This window comes from Rhodococcus sp. NBC_00297, from assembly GCF_036173065.1.
Lineage (GTDB): Bacteria > Actinomycetota > Actinomycetes > Mycobacteriales > Mycobacteriaceae > Rhodococcoides.
Genome location: NZ_CP108041.1, coordinates 2,814,938 through 2,829,115, shown reverse-complemented (window position 1 = coordinate 2,829,115; position 14,178 = coordinate 2,814,938). Strand labels below are relative to the sequence as shown.

The 14,178-nt window shown below is 68.4% G+C and carries 16 protein-coding genes; 6 read left to right on the top strand and 10 right to left on the bottom strand.

The genetic code is table 11. The features are described from left to right. Window positions 1-33: 33 nt before the first annotated feature. The 3 genes from OG947_RS13540 to OG947_RS13530 form a co-directional block, all read right to left on the bottom strand. The gene (locus OG947_RS13540) at window positions 34-903 is read right to left on the bottom strand and encodes a heparin-binding hemagglutinin (protein ID WP_056441562.1); all 870 of its coding nucleotides are present in this window, start codon (window positions 901-903) and stop codon (window positions 34-36) included. Beyond that, window positions 900-1,367, bottom strand: coding sequence for a helix-turn-helix domain-containing protein (locus tag OG947_RS13535; protein WP_037186255.1), 468 nt, complete (start codon window positions 1,365-1,367; stop codon window positions 900-902). Before OG947_RS13535 ends, OG947_RS13540 begins: the two co-directional genes overlap by 4 nt. A 207-nt stretch (window positions 1,368-1,574) precedes the next feature. Then, window positions 1,575-2,846 carry a DUF445 domain-containing protein gene (locus tag OG947_RS13530; RefSeq protein ID WP_027506323.1) on the bottom strand — a complete coding sequence of 424 codons (1,272 nt, stop codon included), beginning with the start codon at window positions 2,844-2,846 and terminating at the stop codon, window positions 1,575-1,577. A 276-nt stretch (window positions 2,847-3,122) separates the two neighbouring features. On the opposite strand from OG947_RS13530, the gene OG947_RS13525 reads away from it, so the two are divergent. Then, a complete protein-coding gene (locus tag OG947_RS13525) occupies window positions 3,123-3,824 on the top strand; it encodes a TetR/AcrR family transcriptional regulator (RefSeq protein WP_027506322.1) in 702 nt (233 codons plus the stop codon). Between the two features lie 6 nt (window positions 3,825-3,830). Here the strand turns inward: OG947_RS13525 and OG947_RS13520 are convergent, their stop codons facing one another. Both OG947_RS13520 and OG947_RS13515 read right to left on the bottom strand, forming a co-directional pair. Then, window positions 3,831-4,013, bottom strand: a complete 183-nt coding sequence (locus tag OG947_RS13520) for a hypothetical protein (protein ID WP_027506321.1) — start codon at window positions 4,011-4,013, stop codon at window positions 3,831-3,833. A 44-nt stretch (window positions 4,014-4,057) separates the two neighbouring features. Beyond that, entirely contained in the window at window positions 4,058-4,312 is a 255-nt protein-coding gene (locus OG947_RS13515) for a hypothetical protein (protein WP_155957058.1), read from the bottom strand. A 204-nt stretch (window positions 4,313-4,516) separates the two neighbouring features. On the opposite strand from OG947_RS13515, the gene OG947_RS13510 reads away from it, so the two are divergent. Next, a complete protein-coding gene (locus OG947_RS13510; protein WP_155957057.1) occupies window positions 4,517-5,092 on the top strand; it encodes a type 1 glutamine amidotransferase domain-containing protein in 576 nt (191 codons plus the stop codon). Window positions 5,093-5,099: 7 nt separating this feature from the next. Here OG947_RS13510 and OG947_RS13505 read toward each other — a convergent pair whose 3' ends face one another. Then, window positions 5,100-5,588: a PPOX class F420-dependent oxidoreductase gene (locus tag OG947_RS13505; protein WP_037186134.1), complete on the bottom strand. Its 489-nt coding sequence runs from the start codon at window positions 5,586-5,588 to the stop codon at window positions 5,100-5,102. Between the two features lie 126 nt (window positions 5,589-5,714). On the opposite strand from OG947_RS13505, the gene OG947_RS13500 reads away from it, so the two are divergent. After that, window positions 5,715-6,746 carry a sensor domain-containing diguanylate cyclase gene (locus tag OG947_RS13500; RefSeq protein WP_051613466.1) on the top strand — a complete coding sequence of 344 codons (1,032 nt, stop codon included), beginning with the start codon at window positions 5,715-5,717 and terminating at the stop codon, window positions 6,744-6,746. On the opposite strand, the gene OG947_RS13495 is transcribed toward OG947_RS13500, so the two are convergent. From OG947_RS13495 to OG947_RS13485, 3 genes are all read right to left on the bottom strand, one after another. After that, window positions 6,672-8,921, bottom strand: a complete 2,250-nt coding sequence (locus tag OG947_RS13495) for an EAL domain-containing protein (RefSeq protein ID WP_328812067.1) — start codon at window positions 8,919-8,921, stop codon at window positions 6,672-6,674. The two genes, OG947_RS13500 and OG947_RS13495, sit on opposite strands and share 75 nt — an antisense overlap. 119 nt (window positions 8,922-9,040) lie before the next feature. After that, complete coding sequence (locus OG947_RS13490) at window positions 9,041-10,075, bottom strand: PHP domain-containing protein (protein ID WP_328812066.1); 1,035 nt, start codon at window positions 10,073-10,075, stop codon at window positions 9,041-9,043. Window positions 10,076-10,195: 120 nt separating this feature from the next. Continuing rightward, window positions 10,196-10,561, bottom strand: a complete 366-nt coding sequence (locus tag OG947_RS13485; RefSeq protein ID WP_328812065.1) for an STAS domain-containing protein — start codon at window positions 10,559-10,561, stop codon at window positions 10,196-10,198. A 347-nt stretch (window positions 10,562-10,908) separates the two neighbouring features. Here OG947_RS13485 and OG947_RS13480 point away from each other — a divergent pair, with 347 nt between their 5' ends. The 3 genes from OG947_RS13480 to OG947_RS13470 are packed head-to-tail and all read left to right on the top strand — an operon-like array spanning window position 10,909 to window position 13,025. Beyond that, window positions 10,909-11,340, top strand: coding sequence for an ATP-binding protein (locus tag OG947_RS13480; protein ID WP_056442299.1), 432 nt, complete (start codon window positions 10,909-10,911; stop codon window positions 11,338-11,340). Next, window positions 11,337-12,128: a SigB/SigF/SigG family RNA polymerase sigma factor gene (locus tag OG947_RS13475; RefSeq protein WP_027506315.1), complete on the top strand. Its 792-nt coding sequence runs from the start codon at window positions 11,337-11,339 to the stop codon at window positions 12,126-12,128. Before OG947_RS13480 ends, OG947_RS13475 begins: the two co-directional genes overlap by 4 nt. A gap of 30 nt (window positions 12,129-12,158) precedes the next feature. After that, the gene (locus OG947_RS13470) at window positions 12,159-13,025 is read left to right on the top strand and encodes a PPK2 family polyphosphate kinase (protein WP_056441540.1); all 867 of its coding nucleotides are present in this window, start codon (window positions 12,159-12,161) and stop codon (window positions 13,023-13,025) included. A 72-nt stretch (window positions 13,026-13,097) separates the two neighbouring features. Here OG947_RS13470 and OG947_RS13465 read toward each other — a convergent pair whose 3' ends face one another. Further along, the gene (locus OG947_RS13465; protein WP_027506313.1) at window positions 13,098-14,138 is read right to left on the bottom strand and encodes an NAD(P)-dependent alcohol dehydrogenase; all 1,041 of its coding nucleotides are present in this window, start codon (window positions 14,136-14,138) and stop codon (window positions 13,098-13,100) included. Window positions 14,139-14,178 lie beyond the last annotated feature (40 nt).

Here is a 14,178-nt window from a genome sequence, read left to right as displayed (position 1 = left end):
CGTCAGCGCGGGGGTCGGAATTGTCGCGATCGACTAGCTGGTCGACTTCTTGGCCGGAGCCTTCTTGGCCGGGGTGGCCTTCTTGGCGGGGGCGGGAGTCGAGGCCTTGGCCGGGGTGGCCTTGGCGGGAGCCGACTTCGTGGCCGGGGTCTTCTTGATGGGCGAGCCCGCGTTGTTGCGCGTCTTGCCCTCGACCGTGCCGGCTGCACCCGAGGCGCGATCCGACGCCTTCTGGCCTGCGGTCTTCGCCTTCTGGCCGAGCTCGTCGATCTTCTCGCTCAGCTCGTCGGCAGCCTCGTCGACATTGTCGACGGCGTCCTCGGCGCCTTCCTTGATCGCGTCGGTGGCCTCGTCGGCACCTTCCTGCACACGATCGGACGCGCGGCCCGCGAGGGCTGCGGCGCGCTCACCGACGGCGCGGGTCTGCGAGGCGACGGTGCCGAGGGTCTGCTCGGTGAGGTCGACAGCGTCGTTGGCGACGGCGTTGGCGCGCTCGAGACCGTCCTCGACCGCCGGGTTCTTGCGGATGCGCTCGACCGTCTCCTCGCCGCGCTCGGCGAGTGCGGTGTAGAGGTCCGACGCCACCTTGAGGTAGGCCTCGGCGACCTTGCGGAGCTCCTCGGGGGTGAAACGCTCGCGGAGATCGGCGATCTCGTCCGGCAGCTCCTGCGGCAGCGCGTTCAGGCGTCCGCGGAGCGTCTCGACGCTCTCGGTGACGTCTTCCTGCAGGTCGGCGAGGCGGGCGCGGGCGGTGTCGACGCGGTCGTTGACGTCGGCCTGCGTGCTCTCGGCGCGGTGGCGGACCTGGGCGACGACGTCGGCCACGGCCTGGACCACGGCGTCACCGGCGCCGACGGCGGCGAACAGCGGGGTCTTGACGGTGTCGAACTTCGGGTCGGTCATGTGTGATCTCCTGATGTCGTTTCGTGGTTGATCTCTGATCGCAGCGTGGGGGTGCCGGTCTCGTTCTCGCGGCGGAACGAGTAGTAGATCTCGAGGAGCACCTGCTTCTGACGCTCCGTGATGGAGTCGTCACCGTGCACCGCGTCGATGATGGGACTGTGCGGCCGTTCCTCGAGCAGACCGGCTTGCACGTACAGGACCTCCGAGGACACACGAAGACCCTTGGCGATCTGACTCAGAACCTCTGCCGACGGCTTGCGCAGGCCCCGCTCGATCTGGCTGAGGTAGGGGTTGCTGACGCCGGCGGAGAGTGCGAGTTGCCGCAGGGACACCTGGGCCGACTCTCGCTGTGCCCGAATGAAACTCCCGATGTCCTGTGTCGCCGTGCTGACGACGCGGGCGGCGAGATCTCCGGCTGCCGACACCACTGTGGTGTCGTCGCCTTCCTTCTCCTCGGATGCCATCTCGAACACTCCTGACTCATGTCGAATGCGCCTCGCCAACGACGATAACCAAGGGTGCTAGCAATTGCAAGCACTGTGCTAGCACCCACACCTGAGCGCACGCGGTGGTGGTGTCGACCAGCCACACACCCTGCTCGGCGCTGCGCACCCCGACCAGTCGGCGGAAAGGGGTGGGCACCTCACGCACCCCGTGCACGGCCGCGGCGGCTACCCGAACAACAGGTGCGAGATCGAGTAGATCGCCAGACCCGCGAGCGAGCCGACCACCGTGCCGTTGATGCGGATGAACTGCAGGTCCCGTCCCACCTGCAGCTCGATCTTGCGGCTGGCCTCGTCGGCGTCCCATCGGGCGACGGTGTCGGTGATGACGGTGGTGATCTCGTCGGTGTAGTTCTCGACGATGTAGCGCACGCCGGCCATCAGCCAGCCGTCCGCCTTGCCGCGCATCGCGTCGTCGTCGCGCAGGCGGAGCCCGAACTTCTGCACGTTCTCGCTGATCTTGGCGCGCAGGGTGCTCTTCGGGTCGTCCACCGAGTCGACGATGAGCCGCTTGGCCACCTTCCACGATGCCGCCGCGAGGCCGGTGACCTCGTCGCGGCCCATGATCTCCGACTTGATCGACTCGGCCTTGGCGATGGTGTCGGGGTCGTTCTGCAGGTCGTCGGCGAAGTCGGTGAGGAACTTGTCGGCCGCGAGCCGCAACTCGTGCTGCGGGTTCGACCGGACCTTCCACGTGAACTCCACGAGTTCGCGGTGGATGCGTTCTCCGAGAAGCACATCGACGAACTTCGGCGACCAGGACGGAGAGTCCCTCGACACGATCCGGTCGATGGTCGGCAGGCTGTTCTGGGCCCATTCGTGTGCGCGCTCGGCGAGCAGGTCGATCAGTGGCTTCTGCCGGTTGTCCTCGAGCAGCGAGCCCAGGACGCGTCCGATCGGCGGCCCCCACTGCGGATCACCGAGGCGCTTGACGATGGTGTTGTCGATGACCTGCTGGATGTCCTCGTCGTCGAGCACGTCGAGGAAGCCGCGCAGCACGGTCGCCGTCTCCTCCGCGACACGGTCGGCGTGGGCCGGGTCGGCGAGCCAGGTGCCGAGGCGCAGCGGGATGCGCGCGGACTCGACCTTCTGCGACACCACGTCGACGGCGAGGAAGTTCTGCCCGACGAACGATCCGAGGCTGGTGCCGAGCTGGTCCTTCTTCCGCTTGATGATCGCGGTGTGCGGGATCTTCAGACCCATGGGGTGCTTGAAGAGAGCGGTGACGGCGAACCAGTCGGCGAGCGCGCCGACCATGCCCGCCTCCGACGCCGCCCGGACGAAACCGACCCAGCCGCCGGCGCCGCGGGACTCCTGCCACCGGCAGAAGAGATAGACGATGGAGGCGAACACCAGGAAGCCGGTGGCGACGATCTTCATCTTGCGGAGGTCGCGTCGTTTGACGTCCTCGTCGAATGTCATGAGCTGCACCGACTCCATTGTGCAGGGTCGGCGCGCGACTCGTGCCCCGACCGGCGACGACGTCTCGCCCGGACGCGGGTCCGACGGCGCCGGGCACTACTGTTGGAGTGGGCGACGTGACATGCGCCGCCGCACACGAGTGCGCCAGAAGCGCAGTCGGACATCGGGACGGAGTACACGCGCGTGGCGAGCAGATCGGCAGCGAGGAAGAGCGACGGGGACACCGCCGACCAGGACGCCGACGAGACCGGGGCCCGGAAGACCGGGCGAACCCGTTCCGCCAGGGCCGAGACGGTGAAGCCGGATTCCGACGACACCGCGACCGACGCCCGCACGGACAAGCCGGACGGCCGCAAGCGACGCTGGCGCGAGCACAAGATCGCCCGTCGCGAGGAACTGGTGGACGGCACTCTCGCCGCCATCCGGCTGCGCGGCCGCAACATCGGCATGGACGAGATCGCCACCGAGATCGGTATCTCGAAGACCGTCCTGTACCGCTACTTCCACGACAAGAACGATCTGACCAACGCGACGCTCGAGCGATATGTGGAGACGACTCTCGCACCGCGGATCTACGACGCGATCAGCGTCGAGCTCGACGAGTACAACCTCACCCGCCAGGTGGTCGCCGCGTACGTGGAGACCGTCGCGGACGACCCCGAGGTCTACCTGTACGCGATGTCGAACAGCTCGGGGCCGAACCGCGACGTGGTCGCCGAGTCGGAGCGCATGATCGCCGAACTGCTGGCGACGGTGCTCGGTGAGCGCCTGCGCCGGATGGAGATGGACTCGGGCGGCTCGCTGCCCTGGTCGTACGGGATCGTGGGCGGCGTCCAGTTGGCCACGCACTGGTGGATCTCGAACCGGTCGATGTCGGCAGCGGACCTCATCGACTACCTCACCATGATGGTGTGGGGCGGCATCCACGGTGTCGCGGAAGCGGGCGGTTCGCCCTCACGCTTCAACGCGGTCGACCACCCACTCGTCGACGAATAGAGGCGCCTAGCGGTCGTGCTCGTCGTCGAGCGGGACGTCGCGACTCTGCTCGAGCAGGTCCGCGTCGGAGGCGTCGTACGTCACGGCGACCGTGGGCGTGACCGCGTCGGTGTCGTCGTCCCGCACCGTGTCCCGCTCCTGCTCGAGAGCGTCCTCGACGGGAAGTTCCGGGCTCGTGAAATCGGGCATCTGTCGTTCCCTCCCTCGGTGAGTCTGCGTGGGCCGTTCCGAGGTTACCGGCGCTCGACCGGAACCAACACCACGGCCATACCGGCCATACCGATCATGAGGACACCGACCAGGGCTCCCAGGGCGAAGGAGTTCACCGCGGCCGCCACGAAGGCCGCCATCCCGGCGCACAGGGCGACCATCAGGACGATTCCCGCCGTGGTGTGCTCGAAGAGGCAGGTCATCACGGGTGCCTCGGCGGCATCGCCGGCGGTGTCGGGCACGACCGCTCCGGCCGCGTCCACTGTCGGTGTGCTCACTGGTGTTCCCCTCTCCCGCGTCACCTCTCGGTGAACGCAGCGGTGCCTCGATCGGACGTGCTCACCATCCGGTCGAAGGGCAGATACCCGCGCCCGGGCCGATCCAACCCGCCGAGGGTGTGCCGTTTCCCACCACCGGGTGCCGGGTAGATCGGGACAGCCGCATCGCGTCCCGCGACACGGCGAGAACGAGAGAGGTTCACGATGACTGACACCCCGAACACCGACTCCGGGTCGGCCCGCCGCACCGTGGCGTTCCTCGCGACGGACGGTGTCGAGCAGATCGAGCTCACCGCTCCCCGCGAGGCACTCGATCAGGCCGGAGCGACCACGGTGCTGCTCTCGCTGACCCACGGTGAGATCCAGGCCTTCGAGAACGACACCGAACCTGCCGACACCTTCGCCGTCGACCAGTTGGTCGCCGAGGCCTCCGTCGACGACTTCGACGCGCTGGTCCTGCCGGGTGGAACGACCAACCCCGACACGCTGCGCCTCGACACCGACGCGGTGTCGTTCGTCCGCGACTTCGTGAACTCCGGCAAGCCGGTGGGGGTGATCTGCCACGGCCCGTGGACGCTCGTCGAGGCCGACGTCGTACGCGGTCGCACGCTGACCTCGTACCCGAGCGTGCGTACCGACATCAGGAACGCCGGCGGCACGGTGGTGGACGAGGAGGTCGTCGTGGACGGCAACCTGATCTCCAGCCGCAACCCGGACGACATCCCCGCGTTCTGCGAGGCCGTGGTCCAGGCCGTCACCGCTCTCGACGCGGCCGAGTGAGCCGGGGTCAGCCGTTCGACTCGTCGGCCGGCTGATCCTGCGCGGGCGGCGGGAATCCGCCGGTCGCGATCGGTCCCCACGTGTCGATGGCGATGCGGATGATCGACTTGCCCTGCGTCACCATCGCCTGCCGGTACTCGTCCCAGTCGGGGTGCTCGCCCGCGATCGCCCGGTAGTAGTCCACGAGCGGCTCGACGGAGTCGGGCAGGTCGATGACCTCCGCGGTGCCGTCGATCTGCACGTAGGGGCCGTTCCAGTCGTCGGAGTGGATGCAGAGCGTGACGGCCGAGGACCGACGGATGTTCACGGTCTTCGCGCGCTGCGGGTACGTCGAGACGACGATGCGCCCCTGCGCGTCGAGCCCGCAGGTCACGGGTGAGATCTGCAGTCCACCGGACTGCTTCGTGGTGACCAGGGTGGCGTGATGCCGCTCGGCGACGAAGCGATGCAGGGCATCGAGATCGACTCGGTCGGCTGTTGCGTACGTCGGTGCCATGATTCGAGAGTAGGTGCTCGCCCGCCGGGGGCTAGAATCGGTGTCGACAGACGACACTCGGTCCGGACTCACCGGCCACGCGGTTCCGGGGGTGCCGCGGTCGACCTTCCGCCCTCAGGACAGACCGTGACCGTTCCACCTCGTCCCCCCTCGATCGCACCGCCGCCCTCCGCGCTCTCCACCTTCGACGCCGCGGGTGCGGCCGTCGTCGCGTATCTCGACAGCATCCTTCCCGCGACGGCCTGGGCCGTCTCGCGCGTCGTCGACGACAAGCAGATCTTCCTGCGCACCAACACCAACGGCCTGGGGATCGACACCGGCCTCGTCGTGGGGTGGAACGAGTCGCTGTGCCATTCGATGACCGAGGGCGAGATCCCGTCCGTCGTGGAGGACCTCGACGACGCGGGCATTCCGCGCATCGGCGTTCCCGGGCACGACCCGGTCCGGTCGTACATCGGTGTGCCCATCCGGCGGGCGGACGGCTCGCTGTTCGGCACGATGTGCGGTTTCGGCTCGCGGCCGATCAGCGGGCCGCTGCCCGCCGGCATGACCGCGCTGCTCGATCTTCTGTCCGGGCTGCTCACCACGGTGTTCGAGACCGACCACGCCCGCGCGGTCGCGGAGCGGTCCGCCGAACTGGCTCGGCGCGAGGCGGAGACCGACCCTCTCACCGGACTCTTCAACAGGCGGGGATGGAACCGGGTGCTCGAGCCCGAGGACGCGCGCTGGACTCGCTTCGCCGACCCCGGCGCCGTGGTGGTCGTCGACCTCGACGGGATGAAGCAGGTGAACGACCGGCACGGCCATGCCGCGGGAGACCGGGTGATCCGACGCGCCGCCGAACTGCTGCGGGCGTGGGCTCACGAGTCGGACGTCGTGGCCCGTCTCGGCGGCGACGAGTTCGGAGTCCTGGTGTTCGACCGCGACGCCACCGACGTCGACGGCATGCTCACGGCCCTGGAGTCCTCCGCCCACGCGGCGGACGTGCCGATGTCGGTCGGCTGGAGCACGGTCACCGAGGCCGGCAGCATCACCGCGTCGTGGTCGCTCGCGGACGAGAACATGTACGTGTCGAAGCGTCGGTCACCGAGCAGGTCCGGCATCGACATTCATCCGACCCCCGGACGCCACCAGGGCGGTCACGTCGCCCGGCGGTAGTGGTCGCGCCATCAGGTAGCCCTGGGCGTAGCCGCATCCGCACCGGACGAGGCTGTCGAGTTGGGCCGTGGTCTCCACGCCCTCGCCCACCACGTCGAGACCGAACGCGTCGGCCACCGACACGACGGCGCGGATGACCGCCTCCGACTGCTCGGTCGGCAGGTCGGCGACGAACGATCGATCGATCTTGATGGCGTCGAGGATCGGGAAGCGCGTCAGGTAGTCCAGCGAGCTGTGGCCGACACCGAAGTCGTCCAGCAGGATCTTGATGCCCATCCGGTGCAGCTCGTCGAGGTTGTTCTTCACGGCGGACGTGTCCTCGAGCCACAGGGTCTCGGTGATCTCGATGCCCAGCAGATCCGGGGCGAGACCGGTGCGCTCGAGCGTGTCGGCGAGGGACGACGCGAACGTGCGCTGACGAAGCTGCAGCGGACTGACGTTGACGCGAAGTTCCACCGGATCACCGGTCTGCCAGCGCGCGGCCTCGGTGCACGCCCGGCGCAGCACCCAGCTGCCGAGCGGCCCGATCAGGCCCGCGCGTTCGGCGGCGGGAACGAACTCGTCGGGCCCGACGACGCCGAGACTCGACGTGGTCCACCGCGCGAGCGCCTCGACCCCGGTCATGCGTCCGGATCGGATGTCGAACACGGGTTGGTACGCCACGTCGAGGTCGTCGTTCTCGATCGCAGACCGGAGCTCCGAGGCGATGGTCAAGCGCCGCAACGCTTCTCCGCCCTGCACCTTGTCGTACAGCTCGTAGCTCCCCGGCCCCTCCTTCTTCGCGCCCCCCATGGCGACGTCCGCCTGGCGGACCATCTCCGCGGCGGTGTGCTCGCCGTACCCGACCGAGATGCCCATGCAGGCGGTGACGGTCGTCGTCCGGTTCCCGATGGTGAGCGGACGGCGGAACATGGCCAGCACACCCTGGGCGACGCCGATGGCGTCGAAGGTGCTGCGCAGGCCCGGGCACACGAGCAGGAACTCGTCGCCGCCGAAGCGGGCGACGGTGTCGGAGGGCCTGACGGTGCGCGTGAGCATCGGCGCCACCGCCGTGAGCACCGCGTCCCCCGCCCCGTGGCCGAAGCTGTCGTTGATGGTGCGGAAGTCGTGGAGGTCCACCAGGATCACCGCGGTGAGCGTGCCGTCCTCGCGCGAGACTCCGAGCGCGGAATCGATGCGTTGGTACGCGAGCGTGCGATTCGCCAACTGCGTCAGCGGGTCGTGCAGGCTGCGGTACCGCAGCTCGCGTTCGAGGTCGGACCGTCGCACGGCGGACGCCAGCACCGCGGCCACCGTGACGACGAAGGACAGCGTGTCGGCCGACGGCGTGTGCGGCTCGGTGCGATAGACGACGAGGACACCCCACGTGCCGTCGCCCCCGCGGACGGGAGCCGCGACACCGCTGCGGAGGTCGTGGTCCTCCAGCAGGGTGACGTCGAAGCGGGTCTCGTCGCGGGTGTCCGCGCACACGATCACCTCCTCGCGCTCGAGCGCGTAGCCGGCCAGCGTCGCGGTGCCCGAGGGCAGGGTCTCCTCGTCCGGCGGCTCGAAGGTGGCCGCGTGGACGGCCAGGCGGTCCGCACCGCGTCGGCGGAACACCACGGCGTGCGTGGCACCGACGAGATCCACGATGGACTGCAGAGCGGTGACCACGAGGTCGTCGAAGGATCCGGTGAGCGCCGCACGGTTGAGCCCGGCAACGATGCGCTGCTCGCGCGCTCGGCGGCGGACGGCGGTGAGGGCGTCGACGAGCTCCTCCTCGCGCTCCTGCCGCTCGGAGCCGTCCACGAGTGTCGCGACCACGACCTCGTGGCCGTCGGTGGGTCCGAGTACCCAGGCGGACACCAGGATCGGTCGGGCCGGAGTTCCCACCGCGATCCGACCGGTCCAGGCTCCCGTGGCGTTCAGCTCGGCGAGAATGAGGTCGAGTGTAGAGGCCGCCGTGTCCGCGACGAGGTCTCGCGCGGACGGGTTCTCGTGGGCCGGGAACTCGAGGATGGTGCGGGCGGCGGCGTTGGCGTACCGCACGGAGGTGTTGCGATCGAAGACCACGACACCGTCCTGGGACGACTCGGAGATCGCCGTCAGCGCTGCCAGAACGGTGCGCCTGTCGCCGGCGTCGCCCGAGTCCGAACCACCAGAGTTCAGGCCACCCGAGTTCAGGCTTCCCGTCACCACGTCTCCGCCCCCAGACCCGTTTCCGCCCCCAGCAACACCTCGCGATTGTTCCACCTTCGACGCACTCTGCCCGTTCTTTGCCCGCTTTTCCTCTCGGGGACCGGTACCTGCCCGCGTCACGCTCCGTCCGACGACGCCCAGTCCAGCAACCGGTCGACCGGCCAGGTGGTGACGATACGGTCCGGCGGAATGCCCACCGCGGTGGCACGTGCACAACCGTGGCCGAGCCAGTCCAGTTGGCCGGGGGCGTGCGCGTCGGTGTCGATACTGAACAGGCAGCCGATCTCCAGAGCGAGCTCCATCAACCGCTCCGGCGGGTCCTGGCGCTCGGGACGCGCGTTGATCTCCACCGCGGTCCCGTGGTCACGGCACGCCTCGAACACGGCACGGGCGTCGAACGTCGACTCGGGGCGGGTGCCGCGTCCGCCCTCGACGAGACGGCCGGTGCAGTGGCCGAGAACGTCGACCTGCGGGTTCGTCACCGCGGCGATCATGCGCGCCGTCATCGTGGCGCTGTCCGCGCGCAGGTGGGAGTGGACGCTCGCGACGACGATGTCGAGGTCGTCGAGCAGCTCCGGCTCCTGGTCCAGCGACCCGTCGTCGAGGATGTCGACCTCGATGCCGGTCAGCACCCGCATCGGCCGCCCGCCGTCGGTCTCGAAGCGTCGCTGCACCTCGTCCATGACCTCGAGCTGGGCGCGCAGTCGGTCGGCGGAGAGCCCGTGGGCGACGGTCAGACGCGGTGAATGGTCGGTGAGCACCCAGTACTCGTGCCCGATCCTGCGCGCGGTCTCCGCCATCTCCTCGATCGGACTTCCCCCGTCCGACCAGTCGGAGTGCGTGTGCAGATCCCCGCGCAGAGCTGTTCGCAGTTCCTCGCCGCCGACCCCGATGGGCTGTGCCTCGGCGCGCAGTTGCAGGAGGTACTCGGGAACCTCGCCGGCCGCGGCCGCCGCGGCGACCGCGGAGGTCTTCGGACCGATGCCGCGCAGGGTGGTCCAGCCGTCGGTGCGAGCGAGCTCGGCCATCCTGTCGGCGTCCAGTGCGGCCAGGACGTCGGCGGCGGTGCGGTAGGCCTTGACCCGGCGCGTCTCGGCCCGCGACCGCTCGAGCCAGAACGCCACCTCTCGCAGTGCGGCAACAGGTTCCATGCCGTCAGAGCCTACGGCCCCGGACATGACACTTCCCCTGCCACCGGGAACCGGCGACAGGGGCAGGGGGGAGCGACGACCCGGACGAACCGGATCACGCCGAGTTTCGGTGCAGGGTGGTCAGCGGACCACGCGTGCGGTGGGCTCCCACCGAGCGGCACCCATGACGCGGGTGACCGCGTCGCCGACCACGAGGGTCAGGTGGGAACCGTTCGCCGCGCTGCGGGCGTCGAGACCCGCCACGACGGAAAGTGCTGCGGTGCCGAAGAAGTCGACTCCGGACAAATCGAGCACGATGCTTCGTCCCGCCTCGACGTCGTTGCTCACGACGTCCGAGAAGGTGGACGAGTTGGACAGATCCACACTGCCGGTGACGCGGTACGTGGTCTCCGAGTCGGTGCGCACGACGGAGATGAGTCCGCCGAGCATGACGACGTCGTCGCCGAGAGTGGTGGTGGTGGATGCGTGTGAAGTCGAAACAGTCATGATTCTCCAAATGCCGATCTAGCTGGAGAAGCAGAGCAATGGTGCTGCAGGAGAAAGAACCCGTCCGCGACTGCAGAATGAGTGGCGGTTGATGGAAAGGAGTCCGAGCGACCATCGACGGTGCTTCGTACGTCGGCTGCTGACTCAACCTGTCTCTGAACCTACGCTACCCGGAGCGGTCTGCCAACCACTTCGGTGAGGATCCTGGTGAACATCGAGCGACGCCGCGGGAGACGCCGCCGGTACGGTGCACGTTTTGCGACGACGGCCCCCGGGTAATCTCGACCGGTCGAACACGTACGAGGTTCGTCTGAACCGACACGCGACACGAAGAAGTGGGAGACCTCATGACACGGGCCATCACGACGGAGCCGAACACGGAGGGGGCCGACGCCACCATCGAGCTCGGTGTCCACGCCGACGCGAGCCAGCTGTCGGTCACTCGCGCCGTGGCCGCGACACTCGCCGCCCAGGACGACTTCGATCTGGACAGCATCGCCGACATCCGGCTCGCCATCGACGAGTCCTGCAGCCGCCTCATCGTGCGTGCCACCCCGGGTGCCCGCATGGTGTGCCGTTTCCTCACCGCGGACGACGCCCTCCACGTGTCGGTGACGACGACGACCGAGGCCGGCGCCGATCTGGACGCCAGTGGTTTCGGCTGGCACGTTCTCAACGCCCTGACCGACTCCGTGTCGACGTCGCAGTCCGAGGACGAGCACGGTGTCGTCTCGACCACCATCGAGTTCACCAAGAGCAAGCACGGCTGGGACGAGTGACGACAAGCGAACGCAAGCCGAAGTCACGGCGCTCGGCGGACGAGTACGCCGACGTCGCCGAGCGCTTCACCCGCATCCGCACGCTGCCCGAGGGCGATCCCCTGCGAGGCAAGCTGCGCGACGAGCTGGTGACGCGGTGCCTGCCACTCGCCGAACACATCGCCCGCCGATTCGACGGCCGCGGTGAGGCGCACGACGATCTGGTGCAGGTCGCCCGCGTCGGGCTGGTCAACGCGGTCGATCGCTTCGACGTCGAACGCGGATCCGATTTCGTGTCCTTCGCGGTACCCACGATCATGGGCGAGGTACGCCGACACTTCCGTGACGCGGGATGGGCCGTCCGCGTCCCTCGGCGCATGAAGGAACTGCACCTGCAGCTCTCCCGTGCCATCGCGGATCTGTCGCAGACGCAGGGGCGGTCACCGACCGTCTCCGAGTTGGCCGAGTATCTCGACCTGGACCGCGACGAGGTCGCGATGGGGCTCACCGCCGGCAACGCCTACCAGACACTCTCGGTCGACAGTGCTTCCAGCGGAAGCGATTCCGAGGGCCTGTCGTTGGCGGACACCCTCGGCGACTACGACAAGGAGATGGAGAACGTCGAGAACCACGAGGCTCTCCGTCCCCTGCTCGAGAAGCTCCCCGAGCGTGAGCGCAACGTGCTGCTGCTGCGCTTCTTCGGAAACATGACGCAGACGCAGATCGCCGAGAAGATGGGGATCTCGCAGATGCACGTCTCGCGTCTCCTCGCCCGGACACTCGCCCAACTCCGCGAGGAACTACACTAGAGAAGCGGGGCGTACGCCTACGCTCGCGGGATGAGCAGCTCACCGTCGCCCGGCTTCACCACGAATCTGCCCGCGGCCCTGGCCGCGTCGGGCACGTCGTGGTCGACGGTGGACGCCGCGTCGACGCCCGGTTTCGATCGCGACAAGGACGCCGGCAAGGAGTTGATGTCGGCGCGCGGCAAGATCCTGTCGGAACTTCAGGAGCGTCTGTACGCCTGCGGCAAGAGCGGCGACCACCGGTCGGTCCTGCTCGTGCTGCAGGGGATGGACACCTCGGGCAAGGGCGGCATGGTCCGGCACGTGCTCGGCATGGTCGAGCCCCAGGGTGTCGATCACGCGACCTTCGGCACCCCGACGGAGGAGGAGCGGGCGCACCCGTTCCTGTGGCGCGTGGAGAAGAAGCTGCCGCGACCGGGCCAGATCGGGGTCTTCGATCGGTCCCACTACGAGGACGTCCTCATCGTTCGTGTGAACGAACTTGCTCCTCCCAGCGTGTGGCGCACGCGCTACGACGAGATCAACGACTTCGAGCGCCGCGTGGTCGAGAGCGGCACCACCATCGTCAAGGTGGCCATGGCGCTGTCGTGGGAGCAGCAGGGCAAGCGTCTCGCTCGTCGACTGCGCCGGCCGGACAAGTACTGGAAGTACGACCCGAGCGACATCGAGGCGCGCGAGAAGTGGGTCGCCTACCAGGAGGCGTACCAGGCGGTCCTGGATCGCACCGACACGCAGTGGGCGCCCTGGTACGTGGTGCCGTCCGATCACAAGTGGTACAGCCGCCTCGCCGTCACGGAGCTGCTGACGGGAGCACTGACGTCGTTGGACCTGCAGTGGCCGCCCGCGGACTTCGACGTGGAGCACGAGAAGCAGCGTCTGGCGTCCCTGCCGCGGCCGTGAACGCCGACGGGCGCCGACCGCGAGGTCGGCGCCCGGAAGTGGTGTTCGCAGCTGTGGCGCTGCGCCTGTGGATCAGAGGGTGGCGGTGTCGATCACGAAGCGGTAGCGCACGTCCGACTTGACGACGCGGTCGTACGCCTCGTTGATCTGGTCGCCGGAGATGACCTCGATCTCGGCGCCGATGTGGTGCTCGGCGCAGAAGTCCAGCATCTCCTGGGTCTCGGCGATGCCGCCGACCATGGAGCCCGCGAACGAACGACGGTTCGCCAGCAGGTTGAAGGCCGGGACCTCGAGGGGCTTCTCGGGAACGCCCAACTCGACGAGCGTGCCGTTACGGGCGAGCAGGCCGAGGTAGTCGCCCATCGGCAGGTTCGCGGAGACGGTGTTGAGGATGAGGTCGAACTTGCCGCGCAGGTCCTTCAGCGCGGTGGTGTCCTTGGTGGCGTAGTACTCGTCGGCTCCGAGTCGCTTGCCGTCCTCCTCCTTGCTCAGTGTCTGGCTGAGCACGGTGACGTGAGCGCCGAGCGCGTGGGCGATCTTGACGCCGACGTGGCCCAGTCCGCCCATGCCGATGATGGCGACCTTCTTGTCGGGGCCCGCGCCCCAGTGCTTCAGCGGCGAGTAGAGGGTGATGCCGGCGCACAGCAGCGGCGCGGCGACGTCGAGCTCGACGCCCTCGGGGATGCCCAGCACGAACTTCTCGGTGACGACGATCTGCGTCGAGTAGCCACCGTGGGTGAACTCACCCTCGTACGTCTTCGAGTTGTACGTCTGGACGACGCCCTTGGTGCAGTACTGCTCGTCGCCGTCCTTGCAGGCCTCACAGGTGCCACAGGAGTCGACGAAGCAGCCGACGCCGACGCGATCGCCGACCTTGCGGCTGGTGACGTCGGAACCGACCTCGGCGACGATGCCGGCGATCTCGTGGCCGGGGACGACGGGGTACGTGGTGCCGCCCCACTCATTACGGGCGGTGTGGATGTCCGAGTGGCAGATACCGGCGAACTTGACGTCGATCAGGATGTCGTTCGGACCGAGCTCTCGTCGCTCGATGGTGGTCTTCTCGAGCGGTGCGTCGGGTGCGGTGGCGGCGTATGCGGTTGCTGTGGACATGTACACATGTCTACCCGTGCATCGTTGACTCGTAAACCAT

Bases quoted from the DNA above. Each gene is read 5' to 3' on its own strand.
- OG947_RS13480 (WP_056442299.1), top strand. From the start codon at position 10,909: ATGACACGGGCCATCACGACGGAGCCGAACACGGAGGGGGCCGACGCC.
- OG947_RS13520 (WP_027506321.1), bottom strand. From the start codon at position 4,013: ATGCCCGATTTCACGAGCCCGGAACTTCCCGTCGAGGACGCTCTCGAG.
- OG947_RS13535 (WP_037186255.1), bottom strand. From the start codon at position 1,367: ATGGCATCCGAGGAGAAGGAAGGCGACGACACCACAGTGGTGTCGGCA.
- OG947_RS13470 (WP_056441540.1), top strand. From the start codon at position 12,159: ATGAGCAGCTCACCGTCGCCCGGCTTCACCACGAATCTGCCCGCGGCC.
- OG947_RS13505 (WP_037186134.1), bottom strand. From the start codon at position 5,588: ATGGCACCGACGTACGCAACAGCCGACCGAGTCGATCTCGATGCCCTG.
- OG947_RS13485 (WP_328812065.1), bottom strand. From the start codon at position 10,561: ATGACTGTTTCGACTTCACACGCATCCACCACCACCACTCTCGGCGAC.
- OG947_RS13510 (WP_155957057.1), top strand. From the start codon at position 4,517: ATGACTGACACCCCGAACACCGACTCCGGGTCGGCCCGCCGCACCGTG.
- OG947_RS13490 (WP_328812066.1), bottom strand. From the start codon at position 10,075: ATGGAACCTGTTGCCGCACTGCGAGAGGTGGCGTTCTGGCTCGAGCGG.
- OG947_RS13540 (WP_056441562.1), bottom strand. From the start codon at position 903: ATGACCGACCCGAAGTTCGACACCGTCAAGACCCCGCTGTTCGCCGCC.
- OG947_RS13530 (WP_027506323.1), bottom strand. From the start codon at position 2,846: ATGGAGTCGGTGCAGCTCATGACATTCGACGAGGACGTCAAACGACGC.
- OG947_RS13465 (WP_027506313.1), bottom strand. From the start codon at position 14,138: ATGTCCACAGCAACCGCATACGCCGCCACCGCACCCGACGCACCGCTC.